Source organism: Arcanobacterium hippocoleae (genome assembly GCF_040360365.1).
Classification (GTDB): domain Bacteria; phylum Actinomycetota; class Actinomycetes; order Actinomycetales; family Actinomycetaceae; genus Arcanobacterium_A; species Arcanobacterium_A hippocoleae_A.
The window spans coordinates 1,466,874-1,492,515 of record NZ_CP136412.1; the positions used below are offsets into that span (position 1 = coordinate 1,466,874).

The window sequence follows — 25,642 nt, forward strand, 5'->3', positions numbered from 1 at the left end:
ACTACTCCTTTTGCTCTTTATAGAGATTGGACACCACGGAAGTCACATCAACTTCACGATGCTCAAGACTGGATTCTTGTTCGTACTCGCGCTGCAACTTAAGCTGCTTACGCTCGCGAGCATTCATCACCAAAAAGGTGATTGGACCAATCGTTTGGCCAAAAACAATCACGCAAAGCCAAGCCAGGCGATTTAGTCCAGCTATTTGGCTTCGTTTATCGCGCGATAAACGAAGCAAAGCCCATACCATCGCCACCAAATGCACACCAATAAGTACGCAAACTCCGATGAATGCTGGCGTGGGTAACTCCAGCAATTTATCTACCCCATTAATCCCCATTTACCTGTTCTCCTTTGACTCATGCAGCTTGGCTTCTAACTGCCCTAACGCGGTTTTCACATAAGCAAGTCCGGTGCCGCCAGAAACCAAGGGCCACAGGATTGCGCAGGCTCCCGTGAGCCAGCAGCTCAGTGGGGACTTATCAGCGGCGCGGCACATCGCTATTAGCCAGGCTAAAGACATAGCTTCTACACCCAGCAAATCAGCTTGACTGGCTAAACGAGCCGCCTCGCCGGATTCTGGCTCATCACGCCGCAAAACCCGTGGTGCCAGCGTTGCGACACCCGTCAATACCACCGGGGGCAGGGCAAGCAGCTTGCCTGAAGCAAACTTTTGAGATGCCTCCGTTGTTGACCATCGCACAGGAACCTGGCTTTTGCGACTCAAAGCCACCGCACATGCCACGACACTAACCCCACCAGCAATAGTGGCCAATGTCACGCCACGCTTCAAAGCTACCGGAACATAATCTGCCAGATCAGGTAGAGAATCATCAGGACGAATCAACCCCAACTTCACACCGACAGCACCCAGATTAATATCCCAACCCAGCCCATATTTTCTAGGAATCAGCAAGCGCGGATTCTCCGGCTCAAAACCATCCAACACGGCATCCGCCCGCCCCAACCAAAGCCCCGAGACAGGCATCCCTAAAACACGTAACCGGCCTTCATCATCAGCCCCAAACCACTTCATCACCGCGTCTCCTTCTTCGCTGTCCGTTCAACTGCCGCATTAAGTGCCTCCCACTCCAAGCGCAGCTGCACCAAGCGAACCTGCCCAGATTCAGCCAACTCATAGACCTTCCTCGGCGGCCCCACCGGAGATTCCTCCCAAACCGTATCCAGCAACCCAGATTTACGCAGGCGAGCAAGCAACGGATACAACGTCCCCGCAGAAACCTCCAACCCCGCCTCATCACGAAAACGCTCCACAAGCTGACCCCCATACGAAGGACGAGATGCAAGCAGGCCAAGAACAATCAACTCAATGGCACCTTTACGTAACTGCGACTCACCCATCCACACTCCTTTACCTAACCAGGTTGCTTGCATAACATAGTACCACAACGAGAGGAATAATTCACCTTCAAAATTCCCTCGTCAAGCACCCTAGAGACAGGGCAAAAACGCTGCAGCACCACAGCGCCAGCACAACAAAAGACGCCCACCCTGATACTTTGTATCGAAATGAGCTTCTAAATGGTGGATCTAGCGGGAATTGCGCAGCAGCTACGCTGCTGCCCCGCTCGCGGCATAGCCGCTTCACGACTTGGGCCTAAAAACGCTAACCGTGTTTTCCAAACGGCCCAAGCCCTCACGGGTTCAATTCCCACAACGAAAAATAACCTTGGGACGGCCACAAGGCCGTCCCAAGGCTTGCGGAGCTAAGGGTGTCTGTGTCGAACTCCTCCCGGTACGTGACCATCTAATATTGTTGGTATCTATGCAGGACTGATATGAGCACTTACAAAATGCATCAAACGTACATACACGTACGCGAGAAAACCGGGTTAAGTAGCAGATTCTGTGTCTTTATTTCTGGGTTTGTGTTGCTGTGATAGTGAAAAATCGGGGTTGGTAAGCTTTTTGGGCTTAGCGTTGCATGCTTGATCGTGTGTGGGGTGTTGATGTGTTATAGGGTTTTGCCACGCTTAATCGCATGGGACGAACAGCATCACGAATAGTATGCCCGACATGTCACGAACCAGGCGTGAAAAAGAACGGGAAAACAAGTAGCGGAAAAATCCGTTATAGGTGTACTCAATGCGGAGCAAGTTACACGCGATACAGGACGGATGTGTCTGAGCGAAAAGCCTTGCGTGCTCTTATCTCCTACGCTGTCAGCAAATACGATCAGACCATGATCGGTTCTTCTCGTTGGACTGTGAGCCGCACACTCGCGCCAGCATGGCGAATACCTACACCCGAGCGAGAAACAACAGGTGAGATCTTGCCCTACGTATTCATTGATGGCACTTAGCTTGCTCATGGCTGGACGCTCCTGATTGCCCGTAGCCAGCATCACGTTCTTAACTGGCAGTGGGCGACCAGTGAGAACACGCCAGCCTATACGGCACCGCTCGGCACTCTCACGCCACCAATAGTTGTGATCACTGATGGCGCGAACGGTGCTTTACGAGCTATCGCACACGTATGGCCAGACACAAGGATTCAACGCTGCCTAGTACATGTTCATCGTAACAATCTCGCTGATCTGACCCGACACCCGAAAACAATGGCAGGTAAGGCATTGCTCGAACTATCACGCCATCTCCTGAAAGTCCGAACAATCACTCACGCGTTGAAATGGCAGCTTCTCTTCCATCAGTGTGGCGAGACTTACCATACGTATTTCAACGAACGTACCTGGGCATATCAAGACCCGCAACAAGCACTCATCCGGAAAAAGAAATGGTTGGTACACGCACGAGCGTGACAGGCGAGTGTACTACAGGCTCAAACGACTCTTCGATACCCGCCAGTTATTCACATTCCTTGAATACCGAACTCCTTCAACCACGAACGTGATCGAATCCGTCAACGCCATGATCAGCCGCCTGTGCCTACACCACCGTGGAATGAACGAGGACCACATGATCGCCGCAATCGACTGGCTTCTCTACACGCACACCGAGTTCCCACTCACTGCCACCGAGATCTACCACGCGTGGTGCCATACTGGCAGACCAGAACGGACAATCATTCCCCGTAAAAAGAAACACAAGAAGTCACGCCCAGGACCAGTCGAGATCGATCACGCTATCAACCTCACCACACCCTACGAGGACGGACTCACCCTACGAAAAGGCTGGGCAGGACACTACAAGCCCTAAAACAACACCTCAACACGCCGAATAAAAACACACTTTCTGCTACTTAACCCACCAGTACCGCCCTGACAAGCACAAACACCGCCCGCACAACAAAAGACGCCCACCTCGATACTTTGTATCAAAATGAGCGTCTTAATGGTGTTCCTCGCAGGCTTTGCCTGCTCGTCAATCATTTCCTTGGTCTCGGAAATGCAAGCGAGCTTGCATTTCACTCAGCCTGCGTCGTGGTGGAGGTAAGGGGACTCGAACCCCTAACCCCCTGCTTGCAAAGCAGGTGCGCTACCAATTGCGCCATACCCCCAAAGGATCAGCCACTATCGTGGCCACTCGGAAAAGTTTACATCATCTGTAGCTTGTTGCCAAATCGCTTGCCTATCGAGACGTTCTGAAATTTTCAGAAAGCCAAGATATCCAACCACTACAGTGAGAATTGCGAAGAATACTTTCTTCATCTCTCCTCCTTGAAGTAAATCTCCGTGGGCCTAGATGGACTCGAACCATCGACCTCCACATTATCAGTGTGGCGCTCTAACCGACTGAGCTATAGGCCCATAACCGCACGCACTCCCGAAATCAGGAATTAATCAACTCGTGCCGAATTAGATTAACTCACCGCGCTGCGATTTTCCAAATCGTTTCCGCCTTCATTCCATTTAAGCAATATACTTCACATTTTAAACTGGATTGCAGCTTTCGATTAATAATAAAACCGTTGTAAAGCAAGAACATTTCAGCCGCATTATCCCGTCGTGATTATTTACTGTAATCATTCATCGGTCACGGTAATTTTAAATCCCCCAACCAAGACGGATATGACATTAAACACAAGAGCAAAAATACCGCCGAGAAGTGTAAACATAATGATTTGCAGCACCGCCACTACCACGACGAATGGAATCATTCGCCCAAATTCAAGGAATTGCGCCAGCTGCATCATTGCCGAATTTTTTAACGTTCCAATGAAATCATTAATGCTTGCCCAAACATGCATTGCGTCAAATACAAACCAAAGCACACTCGCTGCAACAACAAGCATTATTCCGATTGCCACAGACACCAAAAACACATTTTTACTGCCGAAAGCGGATCAATCCGCGAAACCGTCATTTTCACGCTGCGCACACCGACGGTCTGCTTTTTCATCACCGGCTGCGCATTGTATGTTTTTTCTGCCGTCGGCAGGGCTTGCGCCTGTTGTGTGTAATCATCAGCAGTGGTCATATTTCTACTCCAAATTTTCCAACGAAAGTGTGAAAGAAGTCGTTAAACACGATAGTACCCGTTTTTATCTATTTTCGTCCGCAGATTGCACCGATTCACCAGATTTTGCATTGGATAATTCTTTCGCAGATTCAGCTGTTTCTTCGGCATTTTCCGCCGCTGCCGAATCCGCAGCCATATCCGTGCCTGAATCCGCCGCTGCCGAATCCGCCGCAGCATCCGCCGCCGGATTCTCTCCCGAATCTTCTTTCTCCAAATTCAACGCAATCGAAATTACGCCGTCGCCATTATCCGGACGAGCAAAAGTAACACCCTGCGTGTTGCGCCCAGTAAGGTTCACTTCGTCTACAGAGGAGCGCACGACCTTACCGGAAGACATAATCACCAGCACTTCGTCACCAGGCTGTGTAATCAATGCGCCAACAAGATCGCCGCGGGCTTCAACAAGGTTTGCGACCTTAATTCCAAGACCGCCGCGCCCCTGTACTCGGTACTGATCCACACTTGTCCGCTTCGCAAATCCGCCTTCAGTAACCACAAAAACTTCCGAATCTTCACGAATCACATCAAGCGCAAGCAGTGAATCTTCATCACGGAATTTCATGCCGGTTACACCGGAAGTTGCGCGTCCCATTGGCCGCAGTGCGTCATTCGTTGCCGTGAACCGCAACGATTGCCCCTTGCGTGAAACGAGAATCAAATCGTCTCCCTCGTTTGCAAGACGCGCCGCAACTACTTGATCCGTAGTCCCGTCGGCATGTTCACGCAGTTTAATCCCAATCAGACCGCCTGCACGCGGAGAATCATAATCCGCCAGCTTCGTTTTCTTCACAAGCCCATCACGTGTTGCCAGAACCAGGTACTCCGCCTGCTGATAGTCCTTAATCGAGATTACTGAAGCAATCGTCTCTTCCGGCTGGAAAGCAAGCAGATTTGCCACATGCTGCCCTTTAGATTCCCGTGACCCTTCCGGAATCTCATATCCCTTAATTCGATACACCCGGCCCATATTTGTAAAGAACAAATACCATTCATGCGTGGAAGATATCTCGAAATGATCAACCACATCATCACCGCGCAGGGTAGTACCTTTAATCCCTTTCCCGCCGCGATGCTGTGCCCGGTATTCACTCACCTTTGTGCGCTTGATGAAACCGGAACGGGTAATTGTTACCACTACATCTTCTTCCGGAATCAAATCTTCCACACTCACTTCACCATCAAATGGCAAAATTTTTGTTCGGCGTTCATCACCATATTTTGCTACAATTTCGCCAAGCTCTTCAGAAATAATCGTCCGTTGGCGTTCAGGTTTCGCAAGAATATCGCGGTATTCAATGCACAGCGCTTCCTTTTCTGCTTTTTCATCAAGGATTTTTTGATGTTCAAGGGCTGCAAGACGCCGCAGCTGCATTGCCAAAATGTGATCTGCCTGTACTTCGTTAATATCAAGCAAAGAAATCAAACCGTTTCGGGCTTCTTCCGGTGTTCGTGAACGCCGAATCAGCGCAATAACTTCATCGATTGCGTCGAGCGCCTTCACTAAACCTTCCAAAATCATCAGGCGTTCTTCAGTCTTCCGCAGCCGGTATGCTGTCCGCCGCTGGATCACCTGCATTTGATGCTGCACCCAGTGATATACAAACCCGTCTAGGGAAAGCGTGCGCGGCACTCCATCGACTAGTGCCAGCATATTTGCCGGGAAGTTATTTTGCAGCTGCGTGTGTTTATAAAGATTATTTAACACAACCTTTGCGACGGCATCGCGCTTGAGCACCACCACAATCCGCTGCCCGGCGCGCCCTGACGATTCGTCGCGAATATCAGCGATTCCCGGCAGCCGCCCATCTTTAATTCCTTCAACCATCCGATCAAGCAGCCGGTCCGGATTTACCTGATACGGCAAGTCAGAAATAACTAAACACTGCCGGCCGTGAATTTCATCTACTTCCACGATTGCACGCTGCGTAATCGATCCATGCCCCGTGCGGTACATTTCTTCGATTCCTTTTGTCCCGAGAATCGTGGCGCCCGTCGGAAAATCCGGACCTTTTACACGCAACATTAGCTGGGCAAGCAGTTCATCACGTGAAGCTTCCGGGTTTGCTAAATACCATTGCACACCTGCTGCTACTTCACGTAAATTGTGCGGCGGGATTCGGGTTGCCATGCCGACGGCAATACCTTCCGAACCGTTTACAAGTAAATTCGGGAAGCGTGCGGTGAGAATTGTGGGTTCTTGCACGGATCCGTCGAAGTTCGGTTGAAAATCAACCGTATCTTCGTGAATATCACGCACCATTTCGACGGCAAGCGGAGCCATCCGCGCCTCAGTGTAACGTGCAGCTGCGGCTCCGAGATCACCGGCAGTACCGAAATTACCTTGCCCTGCAACAAGCGGGTAACGCATATTCCACGGCTGTACCAGACGCACCATTGTGTCATAAATCGCGGCATCACCGTGCGGATGGAAGTTCCCCATCACATCGCCGACTACTTTCACCGATTTTGAGAAAGAGGAATCCGGCCGGTATCCGCCGTCCCACATCGCATAGATTACCCGGCGGTGCACTGGTTTCATTCCGTCGCGCACATCTGGGAGTGCACGGCCGACGATAACAGACATTGCGTAATCAAGGTATGAGCTTTCCATTTCACGCTGCAAATCAACCTCTTTGATTGCGCCATGATTGTAGCTGCTCACTTCGTTGTTTTCGTTGTCTTTGCTCACAATTTCCTTTTTAACTACTTAATCTTTAAATATTTTTGCCGATATGTACTATGTGCGGCGAGCGAGTGATTTTGATTCACGCAGACCCGTTTAGATATCCAGGAAGCGGACATCATGTGCATTGCGTTGGATAAATGAACGCCTTGATTGCACATCTTCCCCCATCAGCACCGAGAAAGTTTCATCCGTGGCAGCCGCCTCGCCGATGGATACCTGTTTCAGCGTACGAGTTTCCGGATCCATTGTGGTTTCCCAAAGTTCGTGGTCGTTCATTTCGCCGAGACCTTTGTACCGCTGAATTCCCTGTCCTTCTGCTTTCGGCAGTTTCTTCCCGGATGCAAGCCCGGATTTCAGCATTTCGTCGCGTTCTTTATCAGAGAACACATAATCATGCGGAGAATTCGTCCATTTGATTCGGTAGAGCGGCGGCATTGCAAGGTAAATATATCCATGTTCAATCAGCGGGCGCATATAGCGGTACACCAGAGTTAAAAGCAGGGTCGCGATATGCTGCCCGTCAACATCGGCGTCGGCCATAAATACGATTTTGTGATAACGCAGTTTACTAATATCGAAATCTTCCCCACACCAGTTCCAAACGCTGTGATTAAGCCTTGAATTGTATCAGAGGAGAGTGCACGGTCGAGACGGGCTTTTTCCACATTCAAAATTTTGCCGCGAATCGGCATAATTGCCTGATGTTCCGGATCGCGCCCATTAACTGCAGAACCGCCTGCAGAATCACCCTCAACGATGAAGATTTCACATTCTTCCGGCTTCCGGGATGTGCAATCTTTCAACTTTCCGGGCATTGCTGCGGATTCAAGCACGCTCTTGCGCCGGGTTGCTTCACGCGCTTTCCGCGCCGCAAGCCGAGCGCTGTATGCCTGCGTAGCTTTCCGAATAATCTCACGCCCTTCCGAGGGATGCATATCGAGCCAGTCGGTTAGTTGGGCATAGGTTTGCTGCTGTACAAATGTGCGCACTTCCGTGTTTCCAAGTTTTGTTTTGGTTTGCCCTTCAAATTGCGGCTCGCCGATTTTCACTGAAATTACGGAAGTTAATCCTTCGCGAATATCATCGCCGGAAAGATTCGGATCCTTGTCTTTCAGCAGATTCTTTTCACGCGCATATTTGTTGATAATTGAAGTGAGCGCAGTACGGAAGCCTTCTTCGTGAGTTCCGCCTTCCGTCGTGTTGATTGTGTTTGCGAAGGTGTGCATTGATTCGGAGTATGCGCTCGTCCATTGCATTGCAATTTCGACGGAAATATGTTTTTCGGTGTCTTCTGCTTCGAAATAAATCGGTTCCGGATGAATCCGTTCTACTTTTTTGTCCGCACAAGGTGCGACACATAATCATGTAAACCGTTTTCGTATTTGTAAGAAATTTCGACATGCCCAGGTTTGGGGTTGTCTTCTGTTCCGAGTTCATCACCCGTAACTTCATCTCCGTCGCTCACAGCTTCTGCACGCTCGTCCACCAAGGTAATTTCCAGACCTTTATTCAGGAAAGTCATCTGGTGGAAGCGCTTGCGCAGAGTTTCAAAATCGAAGTGTGTGGTTTCGAAAATTTCCGGGTTGGGCCAGAAAGTTTGGGTTGTACCGGTTTCGTCGGTTTTTCGCCGCGTTCCAGCGGAGCAAGCGGTACGCCGTTTTCGTAGGAAATTCGCCAGACATATCCTTGCCGGCGGACTTCTGTTTCCATCCGTGTAGAGAGCGCATTTACGACGGAAATTCCCACTCCGTGCAGCCCGCCGGAAACCGCGTATGATCCGTTTCCAAATTTACCGCCGGCGTGAAGTACTGTCATTACCACTTGTACTGCGGAAACACCTTCAGTCGGATGTAAATCGACGGGAATTCCGCGGCCGTCGTCGCTCACCCGGACTGCGCCGTTGTCAAGGAGCGTCACTTTAATGTGACTGCAATATCCGGCAAGAGCTTCATCGACGGAATTATCTACAACTTCATAGACTAAATGATGTAATCCGCGCTCACCAGTGGAACCAATATACATGCCGGGACGCTTGCGCACTGCCTCGAGACCTTCAAGGACGGTAATATCTGATGCTCCATATGAGGGATTCTTTTCTTCAGCCACGCTTCGCCTTCTCCTTTTACTCAGATTTCACAGAAAGCTCAAATCTTCTCGACTCTCGAACTCATTTTGCTGTTTGCTGCTGTATTTTCGTGCGAATTCCCGCAACGGAATCCGGCATCTCAGATCAAGCTAATGAGTGCTTTCTAAATTCCAGATTGACCATGTTGTGCGATAGCTCTCAAAATCCAAATAACGGCGCTATCTTCGATTCAGAGACTTTTGCTGTAGGTTCCTACACAGCCAATACCCAAACCAATTATAGCGCGAAATAGGCATTTTTCGAAGTGAAAGTGTATTTGGATACTTAAACTTTTATTTTTTGTATTTCACGCAATCTAATTAGCGCTGATTAGCGCTTTTTAATCATATGTATCCCGCGGTCCGCGGCCGGGAACAGAATAGCGTCCATGTTTCCAGGAACGTTGATGCGGTCCGAGAATTCGGACTTCCTTTATGACTCCTTCACCAAGTACCTGTGCAAGCCGTGCGTCAAGCTGTGCAGCCAGTGCCCGAAGCTGTGTCTGCCACGAAACAGTCCGGGTGCGGATTGTCAGTATTCCGGCAGCATCAAATTCTTCAATTTGACAATTTTCGGCAACTTTTTCCCCAACGATCTGCTTCCATTGCCCATATAACTTCGCTACTTCCAACTGTGCTCCCCAACCGCGCTCAGTGAAAGTATGATCAAGCATCTTCCCTAGAATTTTCGGATCCCGTCTTGACGGCCGTGCTCCAGACCCAACTTCTTGCCCCGGAAGCGGAACAAAAACCGGATCGCCAAGCGGTGTACTTTCTTCGCGGGTAATCCGCGGCTGCTTCCGGATTCGAACCCAACCGCGCATTTCTGCCATTACCCGTGCGCGTTCAAGCAATTGCAGCGGAAGCTGGTCTCCGTTCTTTGCTGCTGATTCTGCTTTTGCCGCAGCGATTTTCGCATTTTGCTGCCGTTTCAAATCCGCAGTCATTGCGCAAGCACACTTACTTTTCCAGAGTCGACAAGGAATCTATCTCCATAAAGTTCCGGCGGTAAATCATCGCCGACGGCAGCTGTCACAAAACCTGTTCTGCAGGAGCAATTATTTTTGCAAGCCGTGAACGACGGCGTGAATCAAGTTCTGCAAATACGTCATCAAGAATCAAAATCGGTTCGCTCTCGTCTGCCCATGCATCAGATTCGTGTGTCCGCAATAAATCCCATGAAGCCAGACGTAAAGCAAGCGCATAGGACCAGGATTCACCATGTGAAGCGTATCCTTTCGCCGGCAGTGATCCAAGAACCAGCCGTAAATCATCACGATGCGCACCAACAAGATTTACTCCGCGTTCAAGTTCAGCAGAACGCACTTGTGTGAGCGCTGCAAGCATCATTTCCTGTACGCGAAGCGGATTTGATAGTTCTGCTTCGCGTTTTGTGATTTCTTCACGTACAGCTTCGCCCGCTGCAGCATTTATTAACTCCGGGCGCGGCAGTTCAATTCCAAGTGCCCGCTGCAGGCTTGCATCATAATCGATTCGTGCCTGCCCTTTCCCGCCGGAAACTTCTGCATAATATTTTGCGACAAAAGGTCTTAAACCGGAAATTACTTTCGTTCTGCCGGCAATAATTTGCGCGCCAAGTGCAGCCAGCTGATTGTCCCAGATATCCAACGTACTTTCGTTAAATATTGCGCCGCGCCGGCGAATTTTAATTGCATTTTTCAGTAATGCGCCGCGCTGGCGGAGAACTTTTTCATATTCACTTTTTATCCCAGCCATTCTGGGATGCAGCTGAATTATTAAATCATCTAAGAACTTCCGCCTGGCACTCGGATCGCCTTTTACAAGCGTTAAATCTTCAGGTGCAAAAAGCACCGTTTTCACAATTCCCAGCAAATCGCGCGGCCGTGCATTTCCGCGATTAATTCGGGCCCGATTCGCCTTTCCAGCAAGTATTTCGACTTCGAGAATAGTTGGCGATTCACCGATTATCACCTTTGCACGCACTACTCCGGCGGGTGCGCCAAGCCGGACTAATGCTGCATCTGCACCGACACGATGCGATTCGAGAGTTGCAAGATAATTGATTGCCTCCACAAGATTCGTTTTTCCGTGCCCATTTTCACCGATAAAAATTGTCATTCCTTGTTTTAGCTGTAATACGACCTCCTGGTATGAGCGGAAATCGTTGAGTGCTAAATCTGAAATATACACTTTTACCTGCGTTTATCTGCTTGCTGTTTCAATCTTTTTTATTTTTCAGCGCCCGCCAAAAGTGCGTACCGGCATCAGCAGAATCTTGAAGCTTTCATCTACCTCGCCTTTTTCATTTTCGGGGCTGATCACAGCTGGTTTAACTGGCTGCGTATAGGAGAATCGAAAGTTTTCCGAATTCATTGTTGCGAGTCCGTCGGAAAGAAAACTCGGATTAAATGAAAGTGTGATATCTTCACCATTAATTTGCGCGGGAAGTGCTTCCGAAGCTTGTGCAGTATCTCCTTGCCCAGCTTCAATTACCAGCTGATTTTCCGTAAATGAAAGCCGGACAGAGGAATTCTTTTCAACCACAACTTTCGATCGTTTAATCGCATCGGCCATCAGTGTACGATTAACCACTGCGTATCCTTCAATTTCTTCTGGAAATAGTGTCCGTACTTGCGGATATTCTCCATCAATAAGCTGTACTGTGTTTTGTTTCCCGCCGCCGCTAAAACCAATAAGCGCCGGATTTTCCAAATCGTCAAGTGAAATTTGAATTGGTCCGGCTGTACCGAGCGATTTTGCGATATCAAGCAGCCGCGAAGCACGAATCAAAATCCGCTGTTTAATTTGTGAATCTTCAGGTTCCCACTGTATTTCGCGCAGAGCAAGACGATAACGATCAGTTGCCATCAAAGAAATCTCAGTACCGTCGATTTCGAGACAAACAGAGACAAGCATTGGCAGCGTATCATCATTTGAGGCGGCCACAGTGACCTGAGAAACTGCTTCTTGCCATTCGTTTCCGTCGACCACGCCAATTACTGGCGGAAGCGGCGGAAGTTCAGAATAATCATCCATCGACATTGTTTTCAAAGAGAAACGTGCAGAACCGCATTCAAGTTCAACTTGTGTTCCTTCTAAGTCAAAGTTAATCGGTTTATTTGGCAGATTTCGACAAACTTCAGCAAGCAGCCGCCCGTTCACAAGCACTTCACCAGGTTCATCGACGGCAGCTTCAATATCTACATGCGAAGTGATGTCTGAATCGCGAGCAACAAGCGAAATTGTGCCTTCGCGGGCAGCGTCAATTTTCATGCCTGCCAATACCGGCATTGCTGGTCGGTTTGGAATCGTCTTGGCGACCCAAGAGACAGCTTCTGTGAAAACGTCACGTGCAACTTGAAACTTCACGTTTACCTCTTTTCTCAAATCTGTTTCGATTTTACGCGAGAACCGATCGAATCAACACTCGTTGGCTGATTTTCAAATTCTAATTTATTTATGTAGTAATAGTAATAGGGCTTGTGAATTTTGTGGAAAAACCGCTTTTTCTTTCTGATTACACCATTTTTCGTGTGTATTTTCCGTTTAAAAGTTATTGTGTTTATGAACGAAAAATGTGGATGGACCATTTTGCAGTATTTTTTCCACAGATTTATATCCGCACATCAACAGTTAAAGCACAGAATTTTTCGGCTTATCCGCTGATCTTGTGGATATTTAATTTTACTGTATTTTTATCATTAAACATTTGGAACTGAGATTAGATATTTTCCTGCTCTTTTGCTGCATTCTTAATCCGTGCAGTCAATTCTGAAACCTGGTTGAAGATTGTCTGTTTTTCTGCCATTTGTTTTTCAACTTTCCGCAGTGCGTTAAGTACGGTGGTGTGATCGCGGCGATTGAAAAGATCAGCAATCTTCGGCAGTGAATAGTCTGTCATTTCACGGCAAAGATACATTGCAATATGCCGCGGCATGGTAAATGAACGGGTGCGCACAGGCGACTTTAAGTCTTCAAGTGAAATATCAAAGTATCTTGCCGTCTGCGCCATAATAATTCCGGCAGTAACTTGTACGGATTCGCGGTCAGTGATCATATCTTTCAGCACAAGATGCGCCATTTCAAGGGAAACTGGCTGCCGTGAAAGATCCGCAAAGCTGCAATCCTGCGGAGCGCGCCCTCCATTTCACGCACGTTCGTCGTCATTTTCGATGCAATGAATTCCAGTACCGGTCTTGGTACCTGGATACTTTCGGCAGCAGATTTCTTTTCTAAAATCGCGATTCGTGTTTCGAGATTTGGGAGATCGATACTTGCCGTAATGCCGGAAGCAAAGCGGGAAATCATGCGCTCTTCGAAACCTTGCAGCAGTTTTGGCGCCACATCAGATGTAATCACAATCTGTTTATTTGCATTCGAGAGCGCGTTGAAAGTGTGGAAGAATTCTTCGATGGTTGAATCGCGGTTTGAAATAAATTGAATATCGTCGATGAGTAAAACATCAATATTGCGAAATTGATCTTTAAAAGAATAAATTTTGTTATCGCGCAATGCGTTAATAAAAGCGTTTGTAAATTCTTCTGAGGAAATATAGAGCACTTTTTTATTCGGATAAAGGCTGACGGTGTAATTTCCAATCGCATGGAGCAGGTGAGTTTTTCCCATTCCGGAATCAGAATATAAGAATAGCGGGTTATATGTAGAACCGGGAGCTTCCGAAACTGCAAGTGCAGTTGCGTGTGCAAAACGGTTTGATTCACCAATCACAAATGTATCAAAAGTGTAGCGCGGGTTCAGCCGTGCCTGCTGCTGCAGGTTATTGATTGACGGAATTTGCGGAAGGGTTAGCCCAGGCGAATGTGTTTGTGTTTGTGTTTGACGGTCATAATTTTCGTATTTTTCAGCGGTGCGGGATTCATGATTTTCGTATGAATCATTCGCTTTATCGAAGTCTGTTTTGTGTTCAAAATGATTAAATGTACTTGGCGGTAAATTTTCATCGAAATGCTGTTGCTGTTGGGCGTTAAAATATGCCGACGGTGCAGGCAGCGAATCAAATCCGGGATGAATATCTTCACTGGTTTGATTCGGCTGTGCAAATGCCTGGGTTGAAAAGTGCGAGTCGAGATCTTCTGCGGTGTAGGTATGTGTTTCCGGCAGTTTTTTCGCAGCTATCTCATGGTGCGGTTCATAAACTTCATCCGGAATTTCTGATTGTGAGTTAGTTTCTTTGTGTTCGCTGAAAGTGGTGTCAACTGATACTTGTAAAGCTGTTTTTCTTCCAAGGATTTCCGAAAGCTGCCGCGACATTACCTCGCTTACATGCTCTTGAAGCCAGTTTTTACAAATTCTGAGCCGGCGCCGACTATAAATTTTTCGTCAGTGATTGCCAACGGCTGGACGAGACGAACAAAAGCAATCTGTGAATCAGATAATTTTCCTTCAGCGCGAAGTAATTCAGTTGCCGCATTCCAGGTATCGCGGGCGAAAGAATTGCCTTGCATTTGTGGTTCCGTCCAATCGGTAGTGTCGAGCGGAAAATACAATAACCGTTGATTATTTCTTTACCGCGATGAAATTATTCGAGAGCAGAATGTGCGTATATAACACATAGCTTCCTAATCTTAAAACAGAAACTGTGGAAATGCACAATAGTTATCCACAGCGATATTCACACCTGTGGAAATTACATAATTGTAATTTCAAAGCTGTTTCGGCGCGGTTCTTAGTGAAAAACTCTCCACATTATTTATGAACAGCTGTGGATGCTTTTTTAAATTGAATTACTCTAATTTATCCGCTTGAGATATCGCTCACGGGAGCGTGTAAAGTATTGACCCGTCAACAAAAAAGAAAGTAGAGTTCTATGGTCTAGTGTGTTAAGAGGGCACACCGCAATATGTAAATGTTGTGTTTTCGGTTCGATCTTTTCCGGAGTCATCAATGACCACCAAGCGTACTTTCCAGCCAAATAACCGTCGCCGTGCAAAGGTTCATGGTTTCCGTAAGCGGATGAGCACCCGCGCCGGGCGTGCAGTTCTTGCAGCACGCCGTCGTAAGGGTCGTGAAAAGATTTCTGCATAAGGATTAAAAATCGCATGCTGCCAGCAGAAAATCGGATTCGCAATTCACGCGAATTCAATAAGGTGTTCCGCTGCGGTAAGAAAAGCGGGAATGCTTTGCTCGTGGTGTATGCCATCTGCAAACAGAAAAATAAACAAGCCGACCTTCCAAAGGTCGGCTTTGTTGTCGGCAAGACAGTAGGAAATTCTGTGGTTCGGCACGCTGTAACACGAAAGTTGCGCCATATTATCCGCCCAATGCTTGGGCAAATTGGTGCGAGCGAAATTGTAGTGCGTGCTTTTCACCCAGCTGCAGCCGCGACATCTGATCAGCTTGAGCAGGCTTTACGGAAAAATTTTTCCCGGCTCGGGCTGCTTGACTCAGAAAATCACGGGAGTAATGGGAAATGAGTTTTCTTACGCATCCTTTAATTTCCGTGATTCAGCTATATCAGCGCGTGATTTCTCCAGGATTACCGCGAAGATGCAGATACGAACCGACATGCTCTGCATATGGGATAAAATCTTTGCAAATTCACGGATTTTTCAAAGGAATTTTGCTGATATTATGGCGAATTACCCGCTGCAACCCATGGAGTAAAGGCGGAGTTGATCGAGTTCCAGCGCGCGGACAATGGCCGAAGAAACCGTTAGGGTATCGCGAATTAATGGCAGAACGTGCCGGCGAAGATGAATCATAAACGAACAGGAGCAAATAAACCCGCCGTTTTAATATTCATCGAGACGGAATTAAAAGAATTAAAATCGCAAAATGGAAGAATAAGAGAAATATTTAACCTTTTTGCACATAGTTTAGTTTGTGAAGCTGATTTTGCAGATTAAGCAGAATCTCTTTCACAGTAATAATCACATAGTATTTTTTCAACAAATAACGTAATGTGCAGTGTTTCTAGCTAGACTATTCACTAGTGAAATAAACAGATAAAGCAGTTACTTCTTGGATTGAGAAGTGCTGCAGCGATGGAGAGAAGACCTGTGGATAATATCCTCTTCCCGATTATGTGGGTAATTGCTTGGATTATGACCGGAGTGCATAAACTGCTTACCCTTTTTGGTTTGCATGACGGTGCTGGACTTAGCTGGGTGCTTTCAATCGTTGGAATGACGATTGTAGTCCGTGCTTTAATGATTCCGCTTTTCAATAAACAGCTGAAATCGATGCGGATGGGGCAGCAGCTGCAGCCGGAAATGCAGAAAATTCAGAAGAAATACAAGGGGCGGAGAGATCCAATTTCAATGCAGCGCCAGCGGGAAGAAACAATGGCGCTTTATCGTGAATACGGGACTTCACCTTTTGCTTCCTGTTTGCCAGTAGTGATTCAGATGCCGATTTTCTTTGCACTGTTCCGGTTATTATATGCAGTTAATCCGCTTTCCTCCGGTGACTATTACCGTGCAGCGATTGGGCCGATTAATCAGAGTGTTGCGGAAGATATTGCTAATTCCACTGTTTTCGGCGCACCAATTTCCAGTTCGATTGGTTCAGCTGGGTCTTATGCTCCTGAATTTTCACCATTATCAATTTATATCGTCGCAGTTGTGATGATTATATTGCTGATTGTTACGCTTTTCTTCACGCAAAAACAGATTATGACGAAGAATATGCCGGAAAATGCAATGGATCCGAGCAATCCGATGTATAAAACACAAAAATATATGCTTTATGGGATGCCGTTGATTTATATTTTCACCGGAACAACTTTCCAGATTGGTGTATTAGTTTACTGGGTTACCGGAAATTTCTGGAATATGGGACAGCAAACCTGGATGATTCACAATAATCCGGCCCCCGGTTCAGCTGCATATAAGGCGAAAATGAAGCGAGAGCGGGAGAAGCGAATCGCGAAAGGACTTCCGCCTGAGGAAGAAACACAAAATGGTGTTAACGGTTTGCACGACGGACAAAGCGGGCAGCGGATACAGCCGCTCGGAAAATCACGTTCAAAGAAAGCCGGCGCTAGCGGAAAAGTTGATGCGTTTGGCCGTCCGCTGCCAGGGAATGATCATGAATATTCAGCGGATGTTCATGATTCAGATCGCGGCGAAGAACGCGGAGCAGACGGTTTAACCGATGCGGAACGAGCACAAAAACGTTATGAACGGCGTGCTGCTGAGCGGAAACGGGCACAGGAAAAGAAGAAAACTCGGCAAAATAAGCAGGCGCGAAATACGAAAAAACGTAATTTTTAATAAAGCAGCGCATTTTGCAAACGCGAAAGAAACGCAAGTTTCATTTGCAGAATGTGTCCCAATCTTCGGGCTGCGGCTTAGTCCTTTCGGATTTGTTCTGTAGACTTGAAGCAAGCTTATTTACTTAACCAACCGGCTGCTTAAGGCCTTACAATTTGGGGAATAATAATGAACGATGAAGAAATTGATGTGAAGGATTTGCGTGCGCGTCTCGATGAGGAAGGCGATCTTGCAGCTGATTATCTCGAAGAGCTGCTTGATATTGCTGATCTCGACGGCGATTTAGAAATTTCAGTACATGGAGAACGTGCAAATATTGCGATTATCGCTGAAAACGGGGGCGACCGTCGGTTAAAGCGTTTGATTGGCAGACATGGAGAGACTCTTGACGCGCTTCAGGAATTGACTCGGCTTGCAGTACAAGAACAGACAGGTGAGCGTTCGCGTTTAATGCTTGATCTTTTGGGATACCGCGAAGGTCAGCGGCAGAAAATTCAGGATATTGCGCGCAGTGCTGTTGCGGAAGTTGAAGAGACCGAAGAACCAGTTGCGCTGCGTCCAATGAATCCATTTGAACGAAAAGTTGTGCACGATGTTGTATCCGAAGCCGGGCTTTATTCTGATTCTTCGGGCATCGGATCGTCGCGGCATGTTGTAATTTATCTTGAAGAGCCGAATGTTGAAGAATTCGAATACGAAGATGAAGACATTGATTCCGCTGAAGATTTTTCCGACGATTATTCTGCAGCAGAAAGTACAGCAGCTGACGGCGAATAATTAGTGCTTGCGCAGCACGGATAAATATTATTGCAAATTTGCAGATTGATTCAGCTGTTCATATTTCGCGGGGACTGGAATTTTGAACAAAGACATTATTGTGCAGAAACCGCCAGCTGGCGGATCTGCACATTTTGGCGAAAAAGCGTGGGATAATCTTTTACATTTTGCGCAGCTGCTTGAATTTGCGGGGCAGGTGCGTGGTTTGGTTGGCCCGCGGGAAATGGATAAGCTTTGGAGCCGGCATATTTTAAATTCCACTGCACTTTTGGATTATTTACCGCAGGGATGCACGCTGTCAGATGTCGGTTCCGGTGCAGGATTCCCTGGTATTGTAATTGCGGCAATTCGTTCAGATGTTCACGTATATCTTATTGAGACAATGGAACGGCGGGTTGATTGGCTGAAGCTGGCAGTTGCTGAACTTCAACTAAACAACGTGACGGTTTTACATTCCCGTGCGGAAGATTTGATTGGACAGCACCAGACACAATTTGTTACAGCGCGCGCTGTTGCGGCATTAAAGAAGCTAATTCCATGGACGTTACCGCTTGTTTCCAATGGCGGTTCATTGCTTGCATTGAAAGGTGAACGTGCAGAAGCTGAAATAGCGGATGCAATAAAACAGCTCCGGAAATTCAAAGCAGATTGGGCAGATGTTTATGATGTTGCGGTTTGGGGATCTGCTGAAGGGACACGTGTGCTTGAAGTAAAGAAAAATAATTTCCGTATTTTGTATTTGTTATCCCAGATAATATTTTTCGCGCGGATTTTATTTTGCATATTTTACTTCTTCTGCACGTGCAGTGTTTTATATGCTGAACAGCCGGTGTTCTGATTTAATATCTTTAATAGCGAAAGCCGGGATTAAAAAGAAATAATATTTATTTTTATTTATTTTATTTTCTTGGGTGAAATATTTTCTGTTTCATCTGCCTTATCCGGCTTATTCGCTGCGATAAAAACAATGTGCATAAGATTTACTGCTTTATGATTTGCTTTGTTTCCGCAATGATAATCGTTTTAATGTACCGTGTAATTAGCTTAATATTTTTGATTCGAATATTTGAAAGTGATTTACTTTTTATTATTTGCTTATTATTTGCAGCGGTAAATTTCCGTAAATGTTAACTGGTTATTATTTATTAATCAGCAATGAAAATGTTGATGCTGCTGTACGGGTGAGATTTCCGAAGAAAGTAATTCATTTCCAAAATTTAATCAGCACTGTATTTGTTTAAAAATACTGTATTTGTTTAAAAACACTGTCTTTTGCAAAAAAGTTGCTGAATTTTTAAAGATGGAAAATAAATAAGCATCGCTCATTTTACGTACTTTTGTGAGCGGCTTAGGCGTAAAATGTAAGCAGCTTTGTGATAATTAATGTTTCACGTGAAACGGTAAGTGTGAAAATGTTTTACTAGATATTTAAATGCGTAAAAATTATTTATTTTAAAACAGTGTCTTCCGCAATGCCGATGAATAAAAAATATATCTTAATTATCCGGAGTAAATATTTTTGAAAATAGTAAATTGAAAATATGTTTTTTGATGTTTCACGTGAAACATCAGCGAGTAAAAATTAACAGCTTGCGATTTTTAAGTTTTGATATTTTTACAGTTAGTTAGTGCGATGTTTTAGTTTTTAATAAAAAACACGAATGTAAATAATCAAGCGGAAGTGATGCTTGTAAATCTGGATATGTTTATGTTTCACGTGAAACATAAACTTTGAGTCGATACTCAGCAGTCGAAAATAATTATTTAGATTTTTAAATCTGCGGGCTGCTTCGCTTAGCAGAACGTAGTTTCACGCAGTAAGCCGGAAAATGAAGATATAAAAAATTAATACTTTTTGATGTGTGAAATTTAATGAAAGTGTGAAGTTTTATTAAAGTTCCAGCTATTATTACTGCTAATTTAATAGAATTAAATTAATTCGAACACGATAATCGTTAATAAGGTTCACTTGCGAAAGAATTTTTCTGTTGCGCGAATCTGATTCCTGCGCATATTTACATTGAGACTACAGCCGAATACGAGATATTTAAAATTAAAAAATTTACAATGTCAGTGAGTAAAGCGGCAATGGAAAACAAGTATTTTTAATCTGCTTATGTGCAGCAGGAAAAAGATTAGATAATTTCAAATATTGCAAATAAAATTCAATGCTGATTATTAAGAGGAAAAAATATTTAGTTACAGATGCAGATGTTTTGATTCTAACAACGGTCTGTAATTGCAGCTCTGCCGATGCAAAAAATCTTACACCGGAAAAACAAGTTTCATGTAGCAAATAAAAGGAAATAGATTCACGGTATTGATGGTTTCTGGTAATCCGGAAAATCGCTTGAAAATACAAATAATAAAATACCAAAAGACAGTAAAAAGATTTGCATCAGTAATTAAAAGCGGAAGTTCAGATTTAATGTTACCGAAAAGGTATCAATGAATATCTACGGGCAGAGTATTAAGAAAGTTTCGAAAATAACTGGATTTGAAAAAGAAAAAATATTGAAAGTAATTAATTTGGAATTGAGTTAAATCATTTTAATAAGAAATACGAAATCAGACGTTTCTTTGAATAGGTTCGGTAAATGCAGATAGTGAAAATGTTTTCAATGTAGAAAGTATGCCGAATATTCACTTTCGATACTGCAGCGTAATTTCGTTAATGAATTTTAATCATCTGGGGAGTTCCCATATAAAAGGGCATTATTGATTTAAATAATATTCCAAAATTCAGTATTCACTCCGTTTTGAAAAATACGTAAGTTCAAAATCGGCAGCCTGGTAGGTTTGTATCCGGTTTAGAACAAAATAATAAAATAGGTTTTCTTGCACTGGAACACGTAAAACGGAATTTATTATTTTAATATAATTAGATGCGTAAGTTCTTTCTGCAAAGCAGAACTTGTAAAATATGAAACATCTGAAATTGAAATTAGATATTATCCACAGGTGTGTTCGTGAGTGTAAACAAAAAATATATCAGATGTATATTTGAAGATAGCAATATAAGGAGCAGTCGTGGCGGATTTACGCAAAAATGAAGGAGACGAATCTTTGAATCATTTTCCAGAGAATACGCGTGAATCAAATCCGAACGATTTAGAATCTCCATTAGCAGCACAATTAACTATCGATCGAAAGCTGCTGCAAAAATTAAGAGCACGCCATTTAAAAACCGAGCGGTACTCGGGTAATAACTGTTGCGAATCAAAAAGGGGAGTCGGAAAGACTACTTCGGCAGTAAGTATTGCCGCGTCCTTAGCGCAGAATAATTTACGGGTAGTAGTTATTGATGCAGATCCGCAAGGGAATGCGTCAACAGCTTTAGGTGTTGCGCATACCGTCGGAACTAAATCAATATATGAAGTAATCTCCGGGCAGCTTTCTATTTTCGAAACCTTAGTTCAATCTCCGCATTTTGAAAATCTCGCTGTCGTACCTTCAACGATTGATTTATCATCAGTGGAAATTGAGTTAGTACAGAATGAAAATCGCGAATATCGGCTTCGCAATGCAGTTCAAGAGTATTTGCATGTTTCACGTGAAACGGATATTACTCCCGATTATGTGATTATTGATTGTCCGCCGTCACTGGGGATGCTCACATTAAATGCATTAGTAGCTGCGGATGAGATTCTAATTCCGATACAAACTGAGTATTACGCGCTTGAAGGGCTAACGCAATTAATAAAGACTATTCAAAACGTAAAAGAGAAATTGCAGCCTGATTTGCGCGTATCAACTATTTTATTAACGATGTATGATAAGCGGACAAATTTAGCACAGGATGTCGCAGCTGAAGTGCGTGAATTTTTTCCAAATGAAACACTAAGCGTTGAAATTCCGCGTTCGGTGCGCATTTCAGAAGCTCCCAGCTTTGGTCAGACAATTATTACATACGATCCGCGATCTACTGGCGCAATTGCCTATCTTGCTGCTGCAAAAGAAATCGCAGAACGAGCTGAGTGAAGCAATGTTTCACGTGAAACGGTAACTATTAATAATCAATACCTGGTTCAATTCCAACACAATCCAAGGAGTATAAATGGCAGAGCGCCGGCGCGGTTTGGGACGCGGGATTAGTGCGTTAATTCCCGAAAGTCAAAAAGAACAAAAAATAGTCCGATCGATGTTTTTTCAGTAAACCGCCGACGGTAACTGAAACAACGGCGAAAAAATAGTTAACGATACCGCCGCTGGAAAACAGGAAAATTCAAACGCGGCGAAAGGAGCGGAAAAACTGGAAGCAACGGAGCAGTCAAAAAAGAAACAGTTTCAATGCAAAAAATACTGGCCTGCATGATACTTCGCACTCTGTGGAAATAAATCATAATGAACCAGCTGAAACGCAAAATCAGCGGGCGAAAACACAAACTAAAAAGAAAGAAAACCGGATTGATTCTGCGGTAAATAAAAAAGAAGAAAAGCAGAACCAGGAATTGCTTCCAGTGCCGGGAGTTACGTTTGGGGAAATTCCACTTGCGCAAATTGTGCCGAATACGAAACAACCGCGCCAAATTTTTGATGAAGAAGATCTTGAAGAACTTGCAGCTTCAATTAAAGAAGTTGGTGTGCTGCAGCCAATCGTAGTTCGCCCGCTTTCGGCACCGCTGGCTGAAGCTCCGATAGCGCGTTACGAACTAATTATGGGTGAACGGAGATGGCGCGCATCGCAATTAGCTGCGCAAAAACAGTTCCAGCAATTGTTCGTCGGACTGAAGATGAAGATTTGCTCCGAGATGCGTTGCTCGAAAATCTTCATCGTGCGCAACTTAACGCCCTTGAAGAAGCTGCAGCATATCAGCAGCTGCTTGAAGATTTTCAATGCACACAGGAAGAACTATCACGCCGAATCGCACGCTCGCGCCCGCAAATTTCAAATACACTTCGGCTGCTAAAGTTACCCGCATTAGTTCAGCGGCGTGTTGCTTCCGGAGTGCTTTCCGCCGGGCATGCGAGAGCACTTCTTGCATTGCCGGACCCAGCAGAAATGGAGCAAGTAGCACAACGTATTGTTGCTGAAGGTTTGTCAGTACGGGCAACGGAAGAACTGGTAGCACTCGGTGCGGGAAGTAATGAAGATAAAATTGAACGGCGGGTGCGGACAAAAATTGTGCAGCCGGAACTTGCAGAAGTAGCTTCACGTCTCGGAGAGCGATTAGAGACACGCGTTAAAGTTCAGATGGGGTTGCGAAAAGGGAAAATTACGATTGACTTTGCTTCGTATGAAGATTTAAATCGAATTCTTTCGGTTTTGCACGAAGAGACAATATAAAATGAAAAGGTCATAATCAACTGGGTAATGACGAACTTTTATGCGAATAAAATATTGGCGGTTAATAACATTTGTTTTAACCGCCAATATTTATACGTGCTGCAAAGAAAGCACAATATAAATCTCCATTTATCTCCGCAGTAAACGGCAAAATATGGGGATTAAGTGATTGCTTTTTCATTGCCCAGTAGCGAAGTAATTTTTATCCAGCTGCCTGAGAATTAGATAATTCATAAAATCAGAAATTTCCGACGGTGTTTGAAGCATTTAAATTATTCTGTCAAAAAATTGTTCACTAAATGAAATGAACAATTAAATTCGAATCAAACGTGAGCGGAAACTTTGAGAATTACAATTCCTGGTTACCGAGATAATCCTGTGCATCTATCGCAGCTGCACAGCCGGAACCTGCCGCAGTGATTGCCTGACGGTAGTGATGGTCTACTACATCGCCGCACGCAAATACTCCGGGGATGTTGGTTGCAGTACTTGGTGCAGCAACTTTAATGTAACCATTGGCGTCAAGTTCAACTTCATTTGCAACAAGACGTGAGCGCGGCTCGTGACCAATAGCAACAAACAAACCGTTAGCTGCAAGCTCAGACGTACTGCCGTCAACAGTATTTTCCAAGGTTAAAGATTTAAGCTTTCCGTTTTCGTCGCCATTAATTGCAGTAACTTTTGAGTTCCAGTGCAGCTCAATATTTTCAGTTGCAAGCAGTCGATCGGCTAACACTTTTGAAGCACGCAGTTCGTCGCGGCGATGAATAAGATGTACTGTTGTTCCAAAACGGGAAAGGAAAAGTGCTTCGGTAGCGGCAGAATCACCTCCGCCGACTACTGCAATTTCTTGCCTTTTGAAGAAAAAACCATCACAAGTAGCACAGTATGAAACACCTTTTCCGGAAAACTTTGTTTCATCTGTAAGCCCAAGTTTCTTATAGGCTGAACCTAAAGCGAGAATAACAGTTTTTGCGCGGTATTCAGAATCTTGGGTCTTAATGATTTTAATTTTTTCATTTAAAGCAACATCAACTGCATCTTCATATTCAACTTCTGCACCGAACTTTTCAGCTTGCTCCTGCATTTTATCCATCAGTTCCGGCCCGATGATTCCCTCTGGCCAGCCAGGGAAATTTTCAACTTCGGTGGTGGTCATTAATGCACCGCCCGGATTAAGAGCACCGGCAAGTACAAGCGGTTTGAGACCGGCACGGGCAGTATAAATTGCGGCAGTCCAGCCTGCAGGCCCAGATCCAATAATTACTACGTCACGAATATCGGACATTGTTCCTCGCTATCTTAAATGGTAAAAATATAACGACTCGGTTTTTATTTAAAAACGAAAGCTGACTTCCAGAAAAGCTTGTGAAAAGAAAAATATTAAAACACGAAAAGTAGTTAAATATTTTACTTCAACATTATTTCAACGATTTCTGCGCGGTTTTCATTCCCGGTGCGGGGAATTAAATCAATCCAAAGAAGAAATTGTTTCGTTTTTACAGATTCGGGAGCTTTTAACGAAACCGTCGGTGTAAAACTTGCCTCAGCAATATGCGGTGCAGTTTGCAGCATCGCTCCCGAAAGTTCCGTTTCCGGGGTTAATGCTTTCCACTGGATTTTTCCGCCTTGTGAACGTGTATAAACGGTAATCTCGCTAATTTCAGTCTCGTCTTTTAACGTAACCAGAAGACCAAGTTTGCTGCGGTTGTACACACTTTGGTTAATGAACCACCAGCTGCTCCAGGCAGAATCTGGATTTCGGTCATATACGCGCGGGATTCCGGCTTTTAGCGCGGCAACATCAGCATTTCCGTCGGCAAGTAAATTTGAATCAGAAGAAATAAGTTCGACGGAATCAATAATCGCCGGCGCAGCAAGATCAGGTACGGGGGCGGCCGGTTTATTTTCTTCACCATTTTGTGCTGCCGGAGTATCAGCTGCACTATTTTGGGTATCAGATACGCCGTAATCAGTCTGTTCGAGCGGTTGGAATACCCGCCAAAAACCAAAAATCAGGGCAAGCGTAATTAAAGCGAAGAAAAATAGCAGCACAACATTTGAAATATTTCGGCGGCGGTTTTCCTGCGGCTTTAGTTTTTCCTGCAGCTCA

Annotated in this window: 24 protein-coding genes, 2 tRNA genes and 2 pseudogenes; 10 read left to right on the top strand and 18 right to left on the bottom strand. The window is 45.2% G+C overall.

What is annotated here, in order from left to right; genetic code table 11:
- Position 1: 1 nt before the first annotated feature.
- From RQN30_RS07595 to RQN30_RS07605, 3 genes are read right to left on the bottom strand one after another with little or no spacing between them, the layout of a single operon-like run.
- On the bottom strand, positions 2-340 hold the full coding sequence (locus RQN30_RS07595; protein WP_353059957.1) for a PLD nuclease N-terminal domain-containing protein: 339 nt from the start codon (positions 338-340) through the stop codon (positions 2-4).
- On the bottom strand, positions 341-1,036 hold the full coding sequence (locus tag RQN30_RS07600; RefSeq protein ID WP_353059958.1) for a DUF5808 domain-containing protein: 696 nt from the start codon (positions 1,034-1,036) through the stop codon (positions 341-343). It abuts the gene before it with no gap.
- Positions 1,036-1,362 carry a PadR family transcriptional regulator gene (locus tag RQN30_RS07605; protein WP_353059959.1) on the bottom strand — a complete coding sequence of 109 codons (327 nt, stop codon included), beginning with the start codon at positions 1,360-1,362 and terminating at the stop codon, positions 1,036-1,038. Before RQN30_RS07605 ends, RQN30_RS07600 begins: the two co-directional genes overlap by 1 nt.
- Before the next feature lie 640 nt (positions 1,363-2,002).
- Between RQN30_RS07605 and RQN30_RS07610 the strand changes: the two genes are divergently transcribed.
- A complete protein-coding gene (locus tag RQN30_RS07610) occupies positions 2,003-2,323 on the top strand; it encodes a transposase-like zinc-binding domain-containing protein (RefSeq protein ID WP_353059960.1) in 321 nt (106 codons plus the stop codon).
- Positions 2,324-2,347: 24 nt separating this feature from the next.
- Complete coding sequence (locus RQN30_RS07615; RefSeq protein WP_491608720.1) at positions 2,348-2,779, top strand: transposase; 432 nt, start codon at positions 2,348-2,350, stop codon at positions 2,777-2,779.
- Positions 2,780-3,401: 622 nt separating this feature from the next.
- On the opposite strand, the gene RQN30_RS07620 is transcribed toward RQN30_RS07615, so the two are convergent.
- The 13 genes and pseudogenes from RQN30_RS07620 to RQN30_RS07680 all read right to left on the bottom strand — a co-directional run bounded on the left by RQN30_RS07620 (position 3,402) and on the right by RQN30_RS07680 (position 14,696).
- Positions 3,402-3,477, bottom strand: a tRNA-Ala gene (locus RQN30_RS07620).
- Positions 3,478-3,490: 13 nt separating this feature from the next.
- On the bottom strand, positions 3,491-3,628 hold the full coding sequence (locus RQN30_RS07625; protein ID WP_353059962.1) for a hypothetical protein: 138 nt from the start codon (positions 3,626-3,628) through the stop codon (positions 3,491-3,493).
- 25 nt (positions 3,629-3,653) lie between these two features.
- A tRNA-Ile gene (locus tag RQN30_RS07630) sits at positions 3,654-3,727 on the bottom strand.
- Between the two features lie 215 nt (positions 3,728-3,942).
- A complete protein-coding gene (locus tag RQN30_RS07635; protein ID WP_353059963.1) occupies positions 3,943-4,233 on the bottom strand; it encodes a DUF3566 domain-containing protein in 291 nt (96 codons plus the stop codon).
- Entirely contained in the window at positions 4,212-4,397 is a 186-nt protein-coding gene (locus RQN30_RS07640; protein WP_353059964.1) for a hypothetical protein, read from the bottom strand. The genes RQN30_RS07635 and RQN30_RS07640 overlap by 22 nt, the downstream gene beginning before the upstream one ends.
- Before the next feature lie 64 nt (positions 4,398-4,461).
- Positions 4,462-7,050, bottom strand: a complete 2,589-nt coding sequence (gyrA, locus tag RQN30_RS07645; RefSeq protein WP_491608721.1) for a DNA gyrase subunit A — start codon at positions 7,048-7,050, stop codon at positions 4,462-4,464.
- Between the two features lie 168 nt (positions 7,051-7,218).
- Positions 7,219-9,231, bottom strand: a pseudogene (gyrB, locus tag RQN30_RS07650) (DNA topoisomerase (ATP-hydrolyzing) subunit B).
- Positions 9,232-9,590: 359 nt separating this feature from the next.
- Entirely contained in the window at positions 9,591-10,196 is a 606-nt protein-coding gene (locus RQN30_RS07655; RefSeq protein ID WP_353059966.1) for a DciA family protein, read from the bottom strand.
- Positions 10,197-10,281: 85 nt separating this feature from the next.
- Positions 10,282-11,421 (bottom strand): DNA replication/repair protein RecF, encoded by a 1,140-nt coding sequence (gene recF, locus RQN30_RS07660; protein ID WP_353059967.1) that lies wholly within the window; start codon positions 11,419-11,421, stop codon positions 10,282-10,284.
- Between the two features lie 45 nt (positions 11,422-11,466).
- Complete coding sequence (dnaN, locus tag RQN30_RS07665) at positions 11,467-12,600, bottom strand: DNA polymerase III subunit beta (RefSeq protein ID WP_353059968.1); 1,134 nt, start codon at positions 12,598-12,600, stop codon at positions 11,467-11,469.
- Positions 12,601-12,952: 352 nt separating this feature from the next.
- Positions 12,953-13,300 carry a helix-turn-helix domain-containing protein gene (locus RQN30_RS07670; RefSeq protein WP_353059969.1) on the bottom strand — a complete coding sequence of 116 codons (348 nt, stop codon included), beginning with the start codon at positions 13,298-13,300 and terminating at the stop codon, positions 12,953-12,955.
- Entirely contained in the window at positions 13,294-14,502 is a 1,209-nt protein-coding gene (gene dnaA, locus RQN30_RS07675) for a chromosomal replication initiator protein DnaA (RefSeq protein ID WP_353059970.1), read from the bottom strand. Before dnaA ends, RQN30_RS07670 begins: the two co-directional genes overlap by 7 nt.
- 8 nt (positions 14,503-14,510) lie before the next feature.
- Positions 14,511-14,696 (bottom strand): hypothetical protein, encoded by a 186-nt coding sequence (locus tag RQN30_RS07680; protein WP_353059971.1) that lies wholly within the window; start codon positions 14,694-14,696, stop codon positions 14,511-14,513.
- Positions 14,697-15,135: 439 nt separating this feature from the next.
- Here RQN30_RS07680 and rpmH point away from each other — a divergent pair, with 439 nt between their 5' ends.
- The 8 genes and pseudogenes from rpmH to RQN30_RS07720 all read left to right on the top strand — a co-directional run.
- A complete protein-coding gene (gene rpmH, locus RQN30_RS07685; protein ID WP_309956354.1) occupies positions 15,136-15,276 on the top strand; it encodes a 50S ribosomal protein L34 in 141 nt (46 codons plus the stop codon).
- A 14-nt stretch (positions 15,277-15,290) separates the two neighbouring features.
- Positions 15,291-15,665, top strand: coding sequence for a ribonuclease P protein component (gene rnpA, locus RQN30_RS07690; protein ID WP_353059972.1), 375 nt, complete (start codon positions 15,291-15,293; stop codon positions 15,663-15,665).
- Positions 15,662-15,955 carry a membrane protein insertion efficiency factor YidD gene (gene yidD, locus RQN30_RS07695; RefSeq protein WP_353059973.1) on the top strand — a complete coding sequence of 98 codons (294 nt, stop codon included), beginning with the start codon at positions 15,662-15,664 and terminating at the stop codon, positions 15,953-15,955. Before rnpA ends, yidD begins: the two co-directional genes overlap by 4 nt.
- Before the next feature lie 295 nt (positions 15,956-16,250).
- Positions 16,251-17,465, top strand: coding sequence for a membrane protein insertase YidC (yidC, locus tag RQN30_RS07700; RefSeq protein WP_353059974.1), 1,215 nt, complete (start codon positions 16,251-16,253; stop codon positions 17,463-17,465).
- 168 nt (positions 17,466-17,633) lie between these two features.
- Positions 17,634-18,242 (top strand): Jag family protein, encoded by a 609-nt coding sequence (locus RQN30_RS07705; RefSeq protein WP_353059975.1) that lies wholly within the window; start codon positions 17,634-17,636, stop codon positions 18,240-18,242.
- An 82-nt stretch (positions 18,243-18,324) separates the two neighbouring features.
- Entirely contained in the window at positions 18,325-19,080 is a 756-nt protein-coding gene (gene rsmG, locus RQN30_RS07710; RefSeq protein WP_353059976.1) for a 16S rRNA (guanine(527)-N(7))-methyltransferase RsmG, read from the top strand.
- Between the two features lie 2,192 nt (positions 19,081-21,272).
- The gene (locus RQN30_RS07715) at positions 21,273-22,223 is read left to right on the top strand and encodes a ParA family protein (RefSeq protein ID WP_353059977.1); all 951 of its coding nucleotides are present in this window, start codon (positions 21,273-21,275) and stop codon (positions 22,221-22,223) included.
- Between the two features lie 467 nt (positions 22,224-22,690).
- Positions 22,691-23,529, top strand: a pseudogene (locus tag RQN30_RS07720) (ParB/RepB/Spo0J family partition protein); the annotation flags it as partial.
- A 349-nt stretch (positions 23,530-23,878) separates the two neighbouring features.
- Here the strand turns inward: RQN30_RS07720 and trxB are convergent.
- A complete protein-coding gene (gene trxB, locus RQN30_RS07725; RefSeq protein WP_353059978.1) occupies positions 23,879-24,817 on the bottom strand; it encodes a thioredoxin-disulfide reductase in 939 nt (312 codons plus the stop codon).
- Positions 24,818-24,939: 122 nt separating this feature from the next.
- Entirely contained in the window at positions 24,940-25,584 is a 645-nt protein-coding gene (locus RQN30_RS07730; RefSeq protein ID WP_353059979.1) for a hypothetical protein, read from the bottom strand.
- Between the last annotated feature and the right edge of the window lie 58 nt (positions 25,585-25,642).